This window comes from Tamlana sp. s12 (assembly GCF_016767215.1).
GTDB lineage: Bacteria > Bacteroidota > Bacteroidia > Flavobacteriales > Flavobacteriaceae > Pseudotamlana > Pseudotamlana agarivorans.
Genome location: NZ_CP068547.1, coordinates 3074915 through 3089677, shown reverse-complemented (window position 1 = coordinate 3089677; position 14763 = coordinate 3074915). Strand labels below are relative to the sequence as shown.

8 protein-coding genes are annotated in these 14763 nt (G+C 36.2%); 2 read left to right on the top strand and 6 right to left on the bottom strand.

The annotated features are described in order from the left end of the window. The first annotated feature begins 148 nt into the window (after window positions 1-148). Window positions 149-1342, top strand: a complete 1194-nt coding sequence (gene sucC, locus JJL45_RS13335) for an ADP-forming succinate--CoA ligase subunit beta (RefSeq protein WP_067146010.1) — start codon at window positions 149-151, stop codon at window positions 1340-1342. A gap of 362 nt (window positions 1343-1704) precedes the next feature. Here sucC and JJL45_RS13330 read toward each other — a convergent pair whose 3' ends face one another. From JJL45_RS13330 to JJL45_RS13320, 3 genes are all read right to left on the bottom strand, one after another. Beyond that, window positions 1705-2142 (bottom strand): hypothetical protein, encoded by a 438-nt coding sequence (locus JJL45_RS13330; protein ID WP_202664167.1) that lies wholly within the window; start codon window positions 2140-2142, stop codon window positions 1705-1707. A 21-nt stretch (window positions 2143-2163) separates the two neighbouring features. Further along, window positions 2164-3447: a hypothetical protein gene (locus tag JJL45_RS13325; RefSeq protein ID WP_202664166.1), complete on the bottom strand. Its 1284-nt coding sequence runs from the start codon at window positions 3445-3447 to the stop codon at window positions 2164-2166. Window positions 3448-3728: 281 nt separating this feature from the next. After that, complete coding sequence (locus JJL45_RS13320; RefSeq protein WP_068602082.1) at window positions 3729-3980, bottom strand: DUF1456 family protein; 252 nt, start codon at window positions 3978-3980, stop codon at window positions 3729-3731. Between the two features lie 346 nt (window positions 3981-4326). On the opposite strand from JJL45_RS13320, the gene JJL45_RS13315 reads away from it, so the two are divergent. Then, window positions 4327-4740 (top strand): hypothetical protein, encoded by a 414-nt coding sequence (locus JJL45_RS13315; protein WP_068602084.1) that lies wholly within the window; start codon window positions 4327-4329, stop codon window positions 4738-4740. A 55-nt stretch (window positions 4741-4795) separates the two neighbouring features. Here JJL45_RS13315 and uvrB read toward each other — a convergent pair whose 3' ends face one another. From uvrB to JJL45_RS13300, 3 genes are all read right to left on the bottom strand, one after another. Next, window positions 4796-6799: an excinuclease ABC subunit UvrB gene (gene uvrB / locus JJL45_RS13310; RefSeq protein ID WP_068602085.1), complete on the bottom strand. Its 2004-nt coding sequence runs from the start codon at window positions 6797-6799 to the stop codon at window positions 4796-4798. A 27-nt stretch (window positions 6800-6826) separates the two neighbouring features. Further along, window positions 6827-11674 carry a T9SS type B sorting domain-containing protein gene (locus JJL45_RS13305; protein WP_202664165.1) on the bottom strand — a complete coding sequence of 1616 codons (4848 nt, stop codon included), beginning with the start codon at window positions 11672-11674 and terminating at the stop codon, window positions 6827-6829. 379 nt (window positions 11675-12053) lie between these two features. Continuing rightward, window positions 12054-14756, bottom strand: coding sequence for a T9SS type B sorting domain-containing protein (locus JJL45_RS13300; RefSeq protein WP_068602089.1), 2703 nt, complete (start codon window positions 14754-14756; stop codon window positions 12054-12056). Window positions 14757-14763: the final 7 nt, after the last annotated feature.

The window sequence follows — 14763 nt, the reverse complement described above, 5'->3', positions numbered from 1 at the left end:
AAGGAATAAATAAAAAATTATACAAAATAAACAAAGTGTTAATTATTTAACTTTTATATGAAAACTTATTCTTGTTTTCACTATTAAATATTAGGGTAAGTAAAGCCTATCATATATATTTGCTTTTTTCTTAAACAATTAGCAAATTATGAATTTACACGAATATCAAGGTAAAGAGATATTGAGTAGTTTTGGAGTTCGTATCCAAAGAGGTATTGTTGCACAGAATGCTCAAGAAGCAGTAGCTGCTGCAAAGCAATTAACTAGTGAAACCGGAACGAGCTGGCATGTTATTAAAGCACAGATTCACGCTGGTGGTCGTGGTAAAGGTGGCGGAGTTAAACTTGCAAAAAACCTTCAAGAAGTTGAAGAAATTGCAGGACAAATCATTGGTATGGATTTGATAACGCCTCAAACTTCTGCAGAAGGTAAAAGAGTACACCAAGTTTTAGTTGCCGAAGATGTATACTATCCAGGTGAAAGTGAAACTAGTGAGTTTTATGTTTCTGTTTTATTAAACAGAGCAACAGGTCGTAACATGATTATGTATTCTACAGAAGGCGGAATGGATATCGAAACTGTTGCTGAAGAAACACCTCATTTAATTTTTACTGAAGAAATTGATCCTATCGTAGGATTAGTGCCTTTCCAAGCAAGACGTATCGCGTTTAACTTAGGTTTATCGGGTGTTGCTTTTAAAGAGATGACAAAATTCGTAACTGCTTTATATACTGCTTACGTAAAATCTGATTCTTCTTTATTTGAAATCAACCCTGTGTTAAAAACAAGTGATGATAAAATCATGGCTGTTGATGCTAAAGTAACTATCGATGACAATGCCTTATACAGACATAAAAATTACGTAGATTTACGTGATGTTCGTGAAGAAAGCGCTATTGAAGTTGAAGCTGGAGAACTTGGCTTAAACTATGTTGACCTTGACGGAAACGTTGGGTGTATGGTTAACGGTGCTGGTTTAGCGATGGCAACTATGGATTTAATTAAGCAAGCAGGTGGAGAGCCAGCTAACTTCTTAGATGTTGGTGGTACTGCCGATGCAGCTCGTGTTGAAGCAGCTTTTAAAATCATCTTAAAAGACCCTGCTGTAAAAGCAATCTTAATTAATATTTTTGGTGGTATTGTACGTTGTGACCGTGTAGCTCAAGGTGTTATTGATGCTTACAAAAACATGGGTAACATCAATGTGCCAATTATTGTACGTTTACAAGGAACAAATGCTGATATCGCTAAAGAATTAATTGACAATTCTGGTTTAGCTGTATTAAGTGCTACTGAATTCCAAGAAGCTGCAGATAAAGTACAACAAGTACTTGCTGAATAGTTATAAGCGTTTTAAATAAACACTTTACATAAAAAATCTCCGAGAGTTTTAACTTTCGGAGATTTTTGTTTTATAGAATTGAAGTTATAAAGTTATAAGGTTACAGATGTACCTTGATAAACTCGATATTACAATTCGTGTCATTATTGGTCATATGAATCACAGAAAATTGCTGAACTGTAAAGTCATAAAGAGATACCTCGACAATAGAATAGGTTTGACAATTTTGAACGAGGTTTAATTAAAGAATTAATAATCAATTATCAATAATAAATAATCAATACCTTCAAGCGTTATGTCTTTTCCTTATAAAATAATAATATACTTACCCATTGCATAAAACCTATAACTCTCGATAGAGTCTAAAAATTCCCGTGAAAGCCAAGTCTCAGCTTCTTAATAATATCCTCCATATAAAGAATAGACCATATTATATTTTCGCTATCGGCATAAGCTACAAAGTCAGCTATTAAGTTGTTGCTAGCTTTGATGCGCTCACGTTCATCTTCCTTATACTTGCTTAATAATTTTAAGTTTTCGGAGTTTTCACGGATTCCAACATCTTGTAATTTTTGATCCGATTTGGTAGTAATGGCCATGAAAGGCATTATTTTAGTTATTTCAGCAAAGCGATCGGCGTATAGACTTACCAAATCTCCTTTTCCCAATCCTTCTAAGTCATCGATGGTATGAAATTTATTTATACGATCTGATTTGGTAAAAAATGTATTAACCGATTGTGCGTTTATAATTGAGCTTCCCATTATTATAATGGAGATACTAAGTAAAATTTTATTCATTTTTGGATGGTTAGTTAATTGTTAATGACTTAATGAAATAGGTTGTCCGAGGTTATTTTTCATTTCGGTAGATTTTAAAACGAAAGATGGGCGTGCATCATCTAGGGGCGCAATGTATAGATCTTCCGGATTGCTAAATCCTTTAGTGAAAACATTACTAGCAAAGAATCCATTAGGGTGGTAAATGGTATTTTTTCGGTAGTTTAATCCCTGATCGCTAATATTAAATAGGTTGTTTTCTAGGCTTATTTTATTCACAATGTCACTGGAATCCACATAAGATTGGTCTAGTTTTATCACATGAGCAAATCCAGAAATAGATGAATACTCCACTGAAACATAGGCATGTGACTTTGCAGAAATTGCCGCTTTTATAAAAGGAGTACTTTCTAGATTAGCCAAGTTTATTATAGTGGCATACGACACTTTTAATGAGGATAAATGCTCGTCCATTGGTTGGAAATTTTCAGAAGTATAACCATCAATTTCAATCGCATAAGAGCCACTTACATCTGAAATATAAGGATGTCTTACCGCGAGAATATGTGTTAGACTACCTTGAAATCCGTTGGTAATATCGAAATCATCATCTTTAGATTTGTATGAAATTAAATTACTGAAATCACCTTGGCCTCCAAACCACTCAAAAGCATCGTCGGCAGAATAACTAATCATAATGTTTTCTAAAATGGTTTTGGAGCCAATACCGCAAAGTGTTAATCCGTTTAACTCTTTAGCTTCATTTATTTTACGACCAGGATATTCAATACGTACATATTTTATTATGGCTGTTTCTTCTTCTGGGTTATCGCCACCATACAAAGCGTATTGTGGAGCAAAATTCCCTTCTACTTTTGCAATGCCAGAGCCTGTGTTTAATTTGCCATTTCCTAAGATGACAATTCCGCCCCAATCGCCTGTTTGTCTTGATTTGGCGGGTTTATTAGACGTGAATATGATAGGCTCAAACTTCGATCCTTCAGCAATAAGTTTTGCACCTTTGGCTACCAGTAAACTAGCAGGGTTAGTATGATCGCATCGAATTGTTGTACCAGGTTCAATGATTAATGTGGCACCGTTTACAACGTAAACATTACCAGACATGAGATATACTTTGTTTTTTGTAAGCGTAAAATCCTCAGTAATCATTGCAGGAATTTTGGTATCGGCTTCAAAGTAACGTTCTAAATTGGGTTGAAAATTTGTCCAACCATGCATCCATCTGGAGGTATCTGTTTGTGCGTGGAGACACGTTATGCTTATACTAAAAAAGTATAAACACAGTAATGTGTAGTTCTTTTTCATAATAATTTATTTGGGGTTTACATTAATTTTCTCAAGGCATAGCATCAAGAAAAAATGAAACACAAATTTATAATATGAAAAAGGGAAATGTTAAAATTCTAGTTTACGCTTAGGTTATTGGTATATTAAGAGTAATAGCGCGATATGTACTCGATAAAATGTTAAGTTATTGGCAATCTAATGATTGATTAATTTACCCAATATTAACATAGGGTTATTAATTCAACTTATAATAAAAAAGTAACGATGTCGAGGTGTATGTAGTTAAGAAAACCAAATACTTATTTTTTAGGTTTGGGAGTTTCTCCTTTTTTAGGCATCGGTCCACGCATATGAATGACCAGTCCATTTAAAAAATTACGAAGAATTTGGTCACCACACTCCATATATTTTGGGTGATCTTCTTTTCTGAAAAAAGCGCCAAGTTCACTTTTAGTAATCCTAAAATCAACGAGCTCTAAAATTTTTACTATGTCATCATCCCGAAGTTTTAGGGCTACACGTAATTTTTTAAAGATATCATTATTCGTCATAGTTTCTGTATTTACTCATTTCATCTATTTGTAACCACAAAAGACGAAGATTTAGCGTTTTGATGCATCGGTAAAGGTACTTTTTTTATTGAAGACTATGAAGTCTTATTTTTATTGGTCTAAAAATCTAATAATCAATTATTTGTGTTGTGTGTTTGTAATTGTTATTTAAAAGTAGTTTAGATAAAATGCAATTATTTAAGATGTATTTTAAAGTGAAACTGATAAACGCAATAAAATTTACGATAAAATACCTGCATTTTTTCGATAAGACGTTAAGATTCAACGATATATAATGGTTTTTTCTGTTTAAATTTATAGTGTAACGCATTAACTCCCTCAAAACATGATTAATAAGCTCGAGAAATTAAGTCTATTGTCTGAAATGATTGCTTTTGCAAAATATGATAATGACATTAATCGTATAGAATACAATTTTTTATTAGGTGTTGCTAAACAGTTGGAAATATCTAGACATGATTTTGATTATTTACTAGATAACCCTATTGACTATACGCATTTAAAATCGCATAGCGAACGCATCGTTCAGTTTCATAGATTAGTATTGTTATTAAATATTGAACAGAAGTTTGGTGATAACAATAATTCTAAAGGCGCTATAAAGCTATATAATTTCGGATTGCGTATGGGTTTAAGTCACGAGTCAATAACGAAAGTACTCTATCTCATGGAGAGCTTTCCGAATAAAATTGTACCGCCCGATGTATTAATCGATATTTTTAAAACGCATTATAATTAAACCGTTCTCTCTTTTCATTTTATAGGCCATTGATAGCCCATTAAAAGCTAAAAGTTTACACTTTTAGCTTTTCTAATTTATCTTGGTAGCTTTTTATTTCATCACGTAATTTTGCTGCTACTAAAAAATCTAATGCTTTAGCAGCCTCTTCCATAAGCTTTCGCTTTTCACGTATTTTCTTTTCAAGTTCTGGTTTGCTAAGGTATGCGCTTTCTGGCTCTGCAGCTCTAGCAGCTTCCAATTCGTAGCTGTAAGTGCTTACCGAGTTTTTCGATAGCACATTATCTAAGCTTTTATTTAGTGCTTTTGGTTTTAAATGATGCTTAGTGTTGTATGCTATTTGTTTCTCACGACGGTAATTGGTTTCATCAATGGTTTTTTGCATGCTTTTTGTAATCTTATCAGCATACATAATAGCTTTTCCGTTTAAGTTTCTTGCGGCACGTCCAACCGTTTGCGTTAAAGACCTAGCCGAACGTAAAAAACCTTCTTTGTCGGCATCTATAATTGCAACTAATGACACTTCTGGCAAATCTAAACCTTCACGAAGTAAGTTAACACCAACTAAAACATCAAATAGGCCTTTACGTAAATCTTGCATGATTTCAACCCGTTCTAAAGTGTCCACATCACTATGGATATAACGACAACGAATTTGAATACGATCTAAGTATTTAGTGAGTTCTTCCGCCATACGCTTGGTTAAAGTCGTTACAAGAGTACGTTCATCTTTTTCAACCCGTTGCTGGATTTCTTCAATTAAATCATCTATTTGATTCAAACTAGGGCGTACTTCAATGATGGGGTCTAGTAAACCTGTAGGGCGAATGACTTGTTCGACATAAACACCATCGGTTTTTTCCAATTCATAATCGGCGGGCGTCGCGCTTACATAAATCACTTGGTTTTGTAAAGACTCGAATTCTTCAAATTTTAAAGGACGGTTGTCCATGGCAGCAGGCAATCTGAAACCATATTCAACCAAGTTTTCTTTTCGGCTTTTATCACCACCGTACATGGCGTGAACCTGCGAAACGGTAACATGACTTTCATCGATAACCATCAAGTAATCATCAGGAAAATAGTCCAGTAAGCAGAAAGGTCTTGTGCCTGGTAATCGTCCGTCCAAATAACGCGAATAGTTTTCAATACCAGAACAATAGCCTAATTCTCGAATCATTTCAAGATCAAATTCGGTACGTTCTTTAAGGCGTTTGGCTTCTAAATGTTTGCCTATTTCTTTGAAATAATCATGTTGAATTACTAAATCATCCTGAATACTTTTTATGGCTCCTTGTAAAACATCTTGTGATGTCACAAACATGTTGGCAGGGTAAATGGTTAGGCGCTCGTATTTTTCAACAACTTGGTTGGTTTGAATGTCGAAAGATTCGATCTCTTCAATTTCATCACCAAAAAAATGAATTCTGAAAGCATCATCGGCATAGCTCGGAAAAATATCTACTGTATCGCCTTTAATTCTGAAGTTACCATGTTTAAAATCGGCTTCCGTACGAGAATACAAACTTTGCACAAGTTGATGTAAAAGCTGGGTTCTGGAAATGACCTGGTCACATTCTAAAGTAATCACGTTTTTTTGAAATTCTACCGGATTCCCGATACCATATAAACAAGACACAGAAGCGACAACCAATACATCACGTCTTCCAGAAAGGAGTGACGAGGTCGTGCTTAATCGCATTTTTTCTATTTCTTCATTAATAGAGAGGTCTTTTTCTATATAAACACCTGAAACGGGAATGTAAGCTTCGGGCTGGTAATAGTCGTAATAGGACACAAAATACTCTACCGCATTGTTTGGGAAAAACTGTTTAAACTCCGAGTACAACTGTGCTGCTAAAGTTTTATTATGTGCTAAAACTAGGGTAGGGCGTTGTACTTCTTGTATAACATTGGCCACGGTGAAGGTTTTTCCCGAACCGGTAACACCTAGAAGGGTTTGATATTTTTCGTTTTCATTGATGCCATTCACTAGCTGTTTTATGGCTTGCGGCTGATCTCCAGTGGGACTAAACTCTGATTCGACTTTAAATTGCATGTTGCAAAATTAAGCAAAATTTACAAGCTATCGTTTTAAAGTAAAGTGGCCTTTTATTTCCATTTCATTTCCATTTTGGATAATTTTTGCCACATACCAATAATCATCAGTAGGCATGTTTTCGCCATTAAATGTACCATTCCATCCTGGTGATGAATGTCTTAGTGTTTTTAGGAGTTTTCCAAAGCGGTTGTAAATATACACATAGCTTCCAGGGAGCTGATCGGCGCCAATGATGTGCCAAGTGTCATAAAAACCATCATTGTTTGGTGTGAAAAATTTAGGAATGTCAAAAACAAAAACATCTTTAGAAATATCCATACAGCCATTTAAATCACGAACTGTAACGGTGTGATTTCCAAAACTCACATTTTCAAAAACAGAAGAGGTTTGAGGGGAGCCTCCATCTAAAATATAAACATAGTCGCCAATTCTTCCCATGTTTATATCTACGGAAATTTGATTGGGATCTGAAAAATCAATGCTGGAGGTGAAGTTGATTTCGGCTTGCTCTGATTCTATAACCGTGAAAGTTTTAGTATAACTACACATATTTGGCGTAGTCACTTCAACCGAATATTCGCCTAACTGACTGGCATCTATTAAAATACTAGAGGCTGTTGAATTATTCACCGACGCGTTTACACTGGTTGTCCAAAAGTAGGTATCTCCGGCTTCACCCGTATTGGCGTCAATGTACAAAGGTGACGATTCCCGGCAAAGTGTCACTACATCTTCAATAGGAATTATAGGTAAGGGATGCAAAATGATATTGAATTCGGTAGTACTAACACAGCCAGTGTTCGTGTTTTCTACACGAGCAAAAATGGTTTCGCCGTCGAAGGCTGTATATGAGGAAGGTAACGGATTGGTATTTTCTTCAGCATCATTTAGTGTCATAAAGTAGTTCACCGTAAAAAGTGATGGTGATTGTGTGCCCAGAATAGCGGCCGTGTTTGACGTTAAATCAAAAACATATTGTCCGTCAAAATCGTCATCGCAATGTTCTAAATCTGGAGGGGTATGAGCTAAAGGGTTTTCATTAATAATCAAATCGAATGCATCAATGATATAACAGCCGGTAGTAGGGTTAGACACTCGAACGAATAGCGTGTGCCTATTGGCTGTGTAATTATACGTTGGAGCTAACGGTGCCGTGCTGGTTTCTGCATCGGTTAAATTGTTGTAGTAGTTAATATTAACAGCAGAAGGATCATCAACTATCAACGGACTTATTGTAGTTAGATCTACCGTTTTAGAAGCATTGTGGCAAATGGCGTAACTGCCAATCGTATTGATGTTTGGAGGACGATTAACTAAAAGTTCTAAAGGGATAACACTAAAACATCCCGTTAGGGTATTAGCAACTTTAATGTAAACCGTTTTTGCTTCTGACATGAAATTTGCAGGATCGGTAATTTCCTTAGCATTGTCTAAGCCATCATCGTGATTGATATCTTCAAAAGCATTAAAATAATTGATTATAAGATCGGTTTGCACACGATCTAATATGTCGAAATCCGCTGTCGTTAAGTCGAAAGTAGTGATGCCATCATAATCGGTGTCACAATTAATTAGCGGCGAAGCTTCTGTAATTTCAGGGGCAACAATAATGTTGATACCTAACTCCTCAACCACATGGCAAAGCGAATCGTCACTTTCAATTCTAATGTAAACGGTTTGTGGGTTGGTTATGTTTGTATAGACCTCAGGCAAGGGGTTGAGGTTATTATCAGCATCATGTCGTGATTCGTGAAACGAAACATTTAAAACATCTGATATACCTTGAGTGATTTCGTCTACTTTATCTTGAAAATGAAATTCATGTTTTCCATCGTTCGTAATATCGTCGCACACTAAATATGGTCTTATTGGATTGTAAATCGGATCGGGAGAAACCTGTAAGGTAAATGAAGACGTGCCAAAACAACTAGGATCCGAAATATTTTCTACACGAACGTAAATGGTTTGCATTCTAGATGTATTCTGGTAGGCCGTATTTTTAGGAATAGGTATGGTTAGGGCAGCATCTTCAAAGTAAAACACCTCTTTACCGGTTTGGCCATCTAAAATTTCAGCATCTTTTTCGTAAAGATAAAAATCGGCTACACTGGCTCCTGATGATTCACAGATTTGATAATTGCTTATAGCAGGGAATACAGGTAAGGTATTAATAATCGCTTCAAAAGTTTCAATGGCATAACAACCCGTTGGATCTGTAGGATCTTTGATACGCGCGAAAATAGTTTGTGTATTGGTATTGTAGCTGGTATGCTCGGAGACAGGGATTTCGTTGGTATTATTATTGGCGTCGTTTAGACTGGTATAAAAAGAAACGTCAAAGCTAGAAGTACTTGAAGTAATTTCAGAGATTTTATTATTCAAGTTGATAACCGCATAGCCATCCTGATCGCTATCACAAATAACAATATCACTTGGCTGATTGGTTGCGGGAGCAGTAAGTACTTCAATTTGAAATTCATTAACAGTAGAACAGCCTGTAGCTCCAATGCTTTCAATACGAGCATATAATGTGGTTGTGGCAGTCGTATTGTTAAAAAAACGAGGTAATCGTTGTGAGGTGTCGTTGTTTTCAGCAGCAGTTTCAGTTTCAAAATAACTCACCGTAAAATTAGGGTTGCTATTGGTAATAGTGTCGTCTAAGGATTCCAAATCAATACTCGTAAATCCGTCGTCATCATCATCACAATACGCTAATGGCGGACTATTAAAAAGTAAAATAGGATTCACTCTTAGGTTTATTTCGGCTTCATTGGTACAGGAGCCATATCCCATGGAAATGTATAAGGTGTGCGGACTCGTTGCTTCAAAAAACTGGTTTTTATCTAAGCTATTTCCGCTAGCTCTATCGGCTTCAGATTCGTAAAAATCAACCGTAATCGGGTAGGGCAAGTCATTAATAATAAAAGTTTCAACAGAAAAAAGATTAAATAAGGCCGTATCGGAGCTATCGTCATTTTCATCACACAAGGCAAAATCGCCAGTATCAGTCGCTGTTAGTAACAAGTTGGTGTGAATTTCAAAAGGAACCACCGAGGCACAGCCTGTTGTATTATCTTCAACCCTTAAAAACATAGTCGTGTATCCGGGCTCATCGATACCATTTATAAACTCGTAATTGGTTTCATCTGCCACAGGATTGGTGCCATTATCGGCATCAGAATAACTAACATGAAAAGTTGTTGTTACGCCTGTTAAGCCGTTTAGTATATCATCTAAAACTTCAGTTAAATCGAAAAAAGCATGCCCGTCCAAATCGGTATCACAGGCATCAATGTATTGCGGGTCGGTATTAACAATCGGACTAATTTGAATATTAACATCGAGAGTTGTGGTTGTAGAACAACGTGTATTGATGTCAACCGCACGAACATAAACCATTTCATTTGGCGTGTTGGTGTTGATGTACGGGTAAGGAATTGGGTTGGCCCCAGTGGTAACATCAAGAGCATTATAATGGTAAGACACATATAAATCGGGATTGCCTCCAGTGATTTCATCGGTTTTTACGCTTAAATCTATAACCGCAAAGCCGTCTGGGGTTTCATCGCTATCACATACTTCCAATGGTGTAGGGGTGATAATGTTAGGTAATGGGTTAACAGCAATGTTAAAGGTTGAGTAGGCATAACAATTGCCATCTAAATCTTGAACTCTAACATAAATGGTTTGAGTAGGGCTATTATTCGTTATTGGTGCCGTAATTGGGTTTTGGTTGTTCCGAGCATCGGAATCTGATAAGTGATAGCTAAAGTCAAAGTTAGTAAAAGGACTTAGTGAAGCAACTTGAGAATCTTTAGTAGATAAGTCGAATTCTCGCGTGTTACTAACACTACCATCGTCGCATAGTGTGTAATCGGACAGTGTTTGCATAGGTTCTTCAGTATTGAGAACGATAGCAATGTCATCCTGTTCTACACAAATGGATCCGTTAACGGGCACAGAAACTTCAACACGATAGGTACCATCTTGTGTGGCATTATAGGTGGCGTTTCCCGCACCTGGAATTAAAGTGTTATTTAGATACCAAGCATAAGAAGCAGCTGGGTTTTGTATGTTGGCATCTATAGCTACTGTAGGTTCGCATGTTGTAATATCCTCTCCTAAGTCTAAAACTCTAAAACTATCACCTTCAATAAAAACAGCAGAATCATACCCTCCGTTGGTTTGGTCGGCAATGATTAATTTGATACGGTATTTAACATTAGGTTTAATGGTACCCGAAGCCGTTAATACGGTGGTACGTCCGTTATAATTCGTGTCGCCAACATTGTAACCATCAAAATAGGCTTTGTTTTCGGCAGGGCAAACTCCAAAAATTTCATCGTGAACAGTATTGGTATTTACAGGAATATTAGTGTTAGGAATGAGAGCGATGTTTCGGAAAGGGTCTGCGGTGCCTTCTTCTTTGATTAAAAAAACAAAACCATCTGAAAAATGACAGGGGTAAACGTCGAAATATTCTTCTGAAGCTAAAATATAATTGAATTGAAACTGGTTGGAAATTGAAACGAAATCGAATTCTATAGCCGTGGCATTGAGGTGGACGTTAGATGTTCCTAAAGCTGCTTCTAAATCGGGGTCGGTACCCCAAGTGGTAGAGCCCTCACTAAGGGTAGGGGTGATTACAGAATTCCCCCCTGATGAAGCCCCTCCTGTACTCAGCATAATACCATTGGCAAACGGGAAATTTGAGTTCCCTCTTTCAAAATAGGCGTAACTTGAAAATCCGCTTGATGTACCATTAACAGGAGAGTTAATATTACTGATGTTAACACAACCATCAACAAGATTGTCCTGAATTAATGTGGTTAAGTCTACTGCGTCGTTAACGATTATGCGCTGTGAGAACATAAACTTACAGCTTAAAAGTGTAAATATGACCAAGAAGTAATTTAATCTCATTTCGAGTAGGTATTTCAGTTTGATTTTTTCGTTAATAACTATTTATAAACGTAAAAGTCTCACAAACCATTATATGAAGCGGTGTCATAGTCTCGTTTATGTCATATTGATCTTGTCGAAATACTTTTAACTAACTAATTAGTATTGGTCTCGACAAGATCAACTTGACAAATCAAAATTTATTAACTTTCATACTGCCTCGTTGAGTTTTAATCAAAACAGTTATAAAACTTAAGGTGCTGGGGCTTAAGTTTGCGAGAAAAGTAGTGTATAATTTTTTTGTTTTAAAAAACTTTAGTTGAAATACAATTTAATTGGTTTTTAAGCTCTAGGGCTTTAAAGTGAAGTGGTTTTTAAACAGGCGGCCATCTGCTAGTTTAACTGAAAACCAGTAATCATCATGTGGTAATTTTTCTCCTTTAAACGTACCATTCCAACCTTCGCCAAGCGGATGAAGTTCTTTGAGTAGTTTACCATAGCGGTTGAAGATTAAAATTTTAGTATTGGCTTGAAAGGCTTCAGAAACACCATAAACTTGCCAAGTATCATTAATTCCATCATTGTTTGGGGTGAAAAATTTAGGAAAGCCTATCACCGAAATAAGCTCGTTTGTCGTACCGCAATCATTTTTCACATCTTTAACCGACACTGTGTAGAGTCCAGGGTGGACGTTTTCAAATACGTTGCTGTCTTGGTAATCTGTACTAAAATTATTATTTGTGTTGGTTAGTTGGTATTGGTAAGTACTTTCTCCTGTAACCATTATAGAAACTACATTGTTTTCTCTGGCATCCTTAACCTCTACATGATTAATTGTGGCAATATTTGAAGCTTCTACAGTTATGGATCTGGTTCTTTCACATCCTAACAGGTTGGTTAGAGTCACCGAGTATATGCCAGCGGCGTTAATATCAATACTATAAGTTGACTCTCCTGTACTCCAAAGATATGAGTAATCGCTCGAATTATTACTTGTTAGTCCAGCATCAATAGCAATTTTTTCTGGATACCTGTTTAAGCAATAATAGGTAGTGCTGTCGTCTAAAAAAGTGAATGGCTCTTGTACTTTAAGTTCTATTTCATTTATGCCATAGCAATTATTCGCGTTTTCTGCTCGTGCAAAAATGATTTGCGAATAAGGGGTTAAGTTTTGATACTGGTCAGTCAAAGGGTTTTGCTCTAAAAGAGCATCTTCATAGGTTTCATAATATGTAATATCTAAACCAATAGAGCTACCATCAAGAATAAAGGCATCGGCATCTTTTAAGTTAAATATATAATAGCCGTCCTCAATGCCATCATCATCACAAGAAAAGAGTTGTCCAGATTTAATATTTGTATTGCTCACTTCAAGCGTCAGTTCAGAAAAAGAAATGCAAGTTGTATTATCATTAACTACAGAAGTATAAATGGTTTGTGGGTTTGAAGTATTTACAAATTTATCCTGATCTAGAATTTGGTTAGTTCTAGCGGCATCTAAATAAAATTTAACTGAAACATCGGTGGCGTTACCAGTGAGATCATTAATTGCTTCGTTGAGGTTAAAAATAGATTTTCCATCGAAAACAAGATCATCTTCACATTGCAAAAGGGTCATGTCTAGAGCAGTTGGATTCGGATTAAAAATAACGCTCGCGGCACCTTCTATGTCACATTCGCCATTATTCGGACTAACAATAACTTCATAATATCCAGAATCGTAAACTGGAAGTTTATGGCCGGTTTCAGGTAGGGGCGTATTGTTTTTAAACCAAGAATAGGTTGCTCCAGAAATCGGGTCGGCTTGTAAAGTATAGGTTTCGCCCTCACATAGACTTAAACTTGTGTTTTGTTTACCATTTTTAATAATATCAATCTGTTTATTAAAAAAAGAACTGATAAAAGGTGGTAAGCCTTGTGTTGAAAACGAAGGAGAAAGGTCTATAGCATCATGAACATAATCACAGGCCAGGCCTCTTTTATTGGGCTCGTTAATAACTCCTAAGTAAGGGAGTCCGGTATTGTATGACGCGCTTAAAGCCCGATAGATTTTACCATTAGGTCCCATTTGTAGTGCACCTCTGTACAGTTTTCTGTTGTCAATAATGGTTACCGAACCAGCGACGTTAGCGGCATAGATATCAAATTGGACTAACTGCGAATTATGAATATTAGGGTCATTTATATCAGCAAAATCTGGTAGAATATTTGAAGTCTGTGTATATAATAATTCACTATTTGGTGAAAATTCCACACCATAGGCAGACCTTATGCCCGGAAGAATGAGCGGTGTATGGTTCGAAATAAGACCTGTAGAAATATCAAAATCGTATAAATCGAGTCCGTCGTACGAATTAGCACAAGCCAATTTTAAACCATCTGGCGATAATTTTAAATAACCTCGACGATCTAATACTTGTTTTGACAAAGTCGATTTTACAGAATTGGTGTTAACACCTGCATCGGTAATTTCAAAAGCATGAAAGGTGTCGAACACGTCAGATGTCCCATCTTTAGATGCATAACTAAGCACCCAAATAGATTTGTCTCGACAATCTTTAAGTACCGCTGTTACTTTCTCGGTCGAATTGCTAAGGAGGTTGATGTTTTTAGAGGTTACAGCACCTAAGCCACCATCTAAAGATAAATCGACTTCAGAGTAATTTAAACCTTTACTAGGTTCAGAAGGGCCACCATAATGATCAACTGTAAAAATATAGTAAATATTGGGGTGGTTAGGTTTAGGAACGATTATGGCCGATTGCGAACTAGAAGGATTACCATAGAGCCAAAAACCGTTAACCATAATCTCATGGTTTTTATTCCAAACCGTTATACCGTCGGTGTAAAATAATAAATGACCTGAATTATCAGAAATCGAAGTACATCCCTCCAGGGTGTTAATTTTACCATTAAAAACAGGGGTTACGGTATTGGTACTAGAATCAAAATGAATACCACTATTTTTTCCGAAATACCAATTTGCAGCTTGATTTTGTGCGAAAGTATGTATGGAAATAATGCAAAATAAAGCGATAAAGTTTCTTAACATCTTTAGG

Excerpts from the sequence above, each read along its gene's own strand:
- sucC (WP_067146010.1), top strand. The coding sequence starts at position 149 with ATGAATTTACACGAATATCAAGGTAAAGAGATATTGAGTAGTTTTGGA.
- JJL45_RS13330 (WP_202664167.1), bottom strand. The coding sequence starts at position 2,142 with ATGAATAAAATTTTACTTAGTATCTCCATTATAATAATGGGAAGCTCA.
- JJL45_RS13325 (WP_202664166.1), bottom strand. The coding sequence starts at position 3,447 with ATGAAAAAGAACTACACATTACTGTGTTTATACTTTTTTAGTATAAGC.
- JJL45_RS13320 (WP_068602082.1), bottom strand. The coding sequence starts at position 3,980 with ATGACGAATAATGATATCTTTAAAAAATTACGTGTAGCCCTAAAACTT.
- JJL45_RS13315 (WP_068602084.1), top strand. The coding sequence starts at position 4,327 with ATGATTAATAAGCTCGAGAAATTAAGTCTATTGTCTGAAATGATTGCT.
- uvrB (WP_068602085.1), bottom strand. The coding sequence starts at position 6,799 with ATGCAATTTAAAGTCGAATCAGAGTTTAGTCCCACTGGAGATCAGCCG.
- JJL45_RS13305 (WP_202664165.1), bottom strand. The coding sequence starts at position 11,674 with ATGTTCTCACAGCGCATAATCGTTAACGACGCAGTAGACTTAACCACA.
- JJL45_RS13300 (WP_068602089.1), bottom strand. The coding sequence starts at position 14,756 with ATGTTAAGAAACTTTATCGCTTTATTTTGCATTATTTCCATACATACT.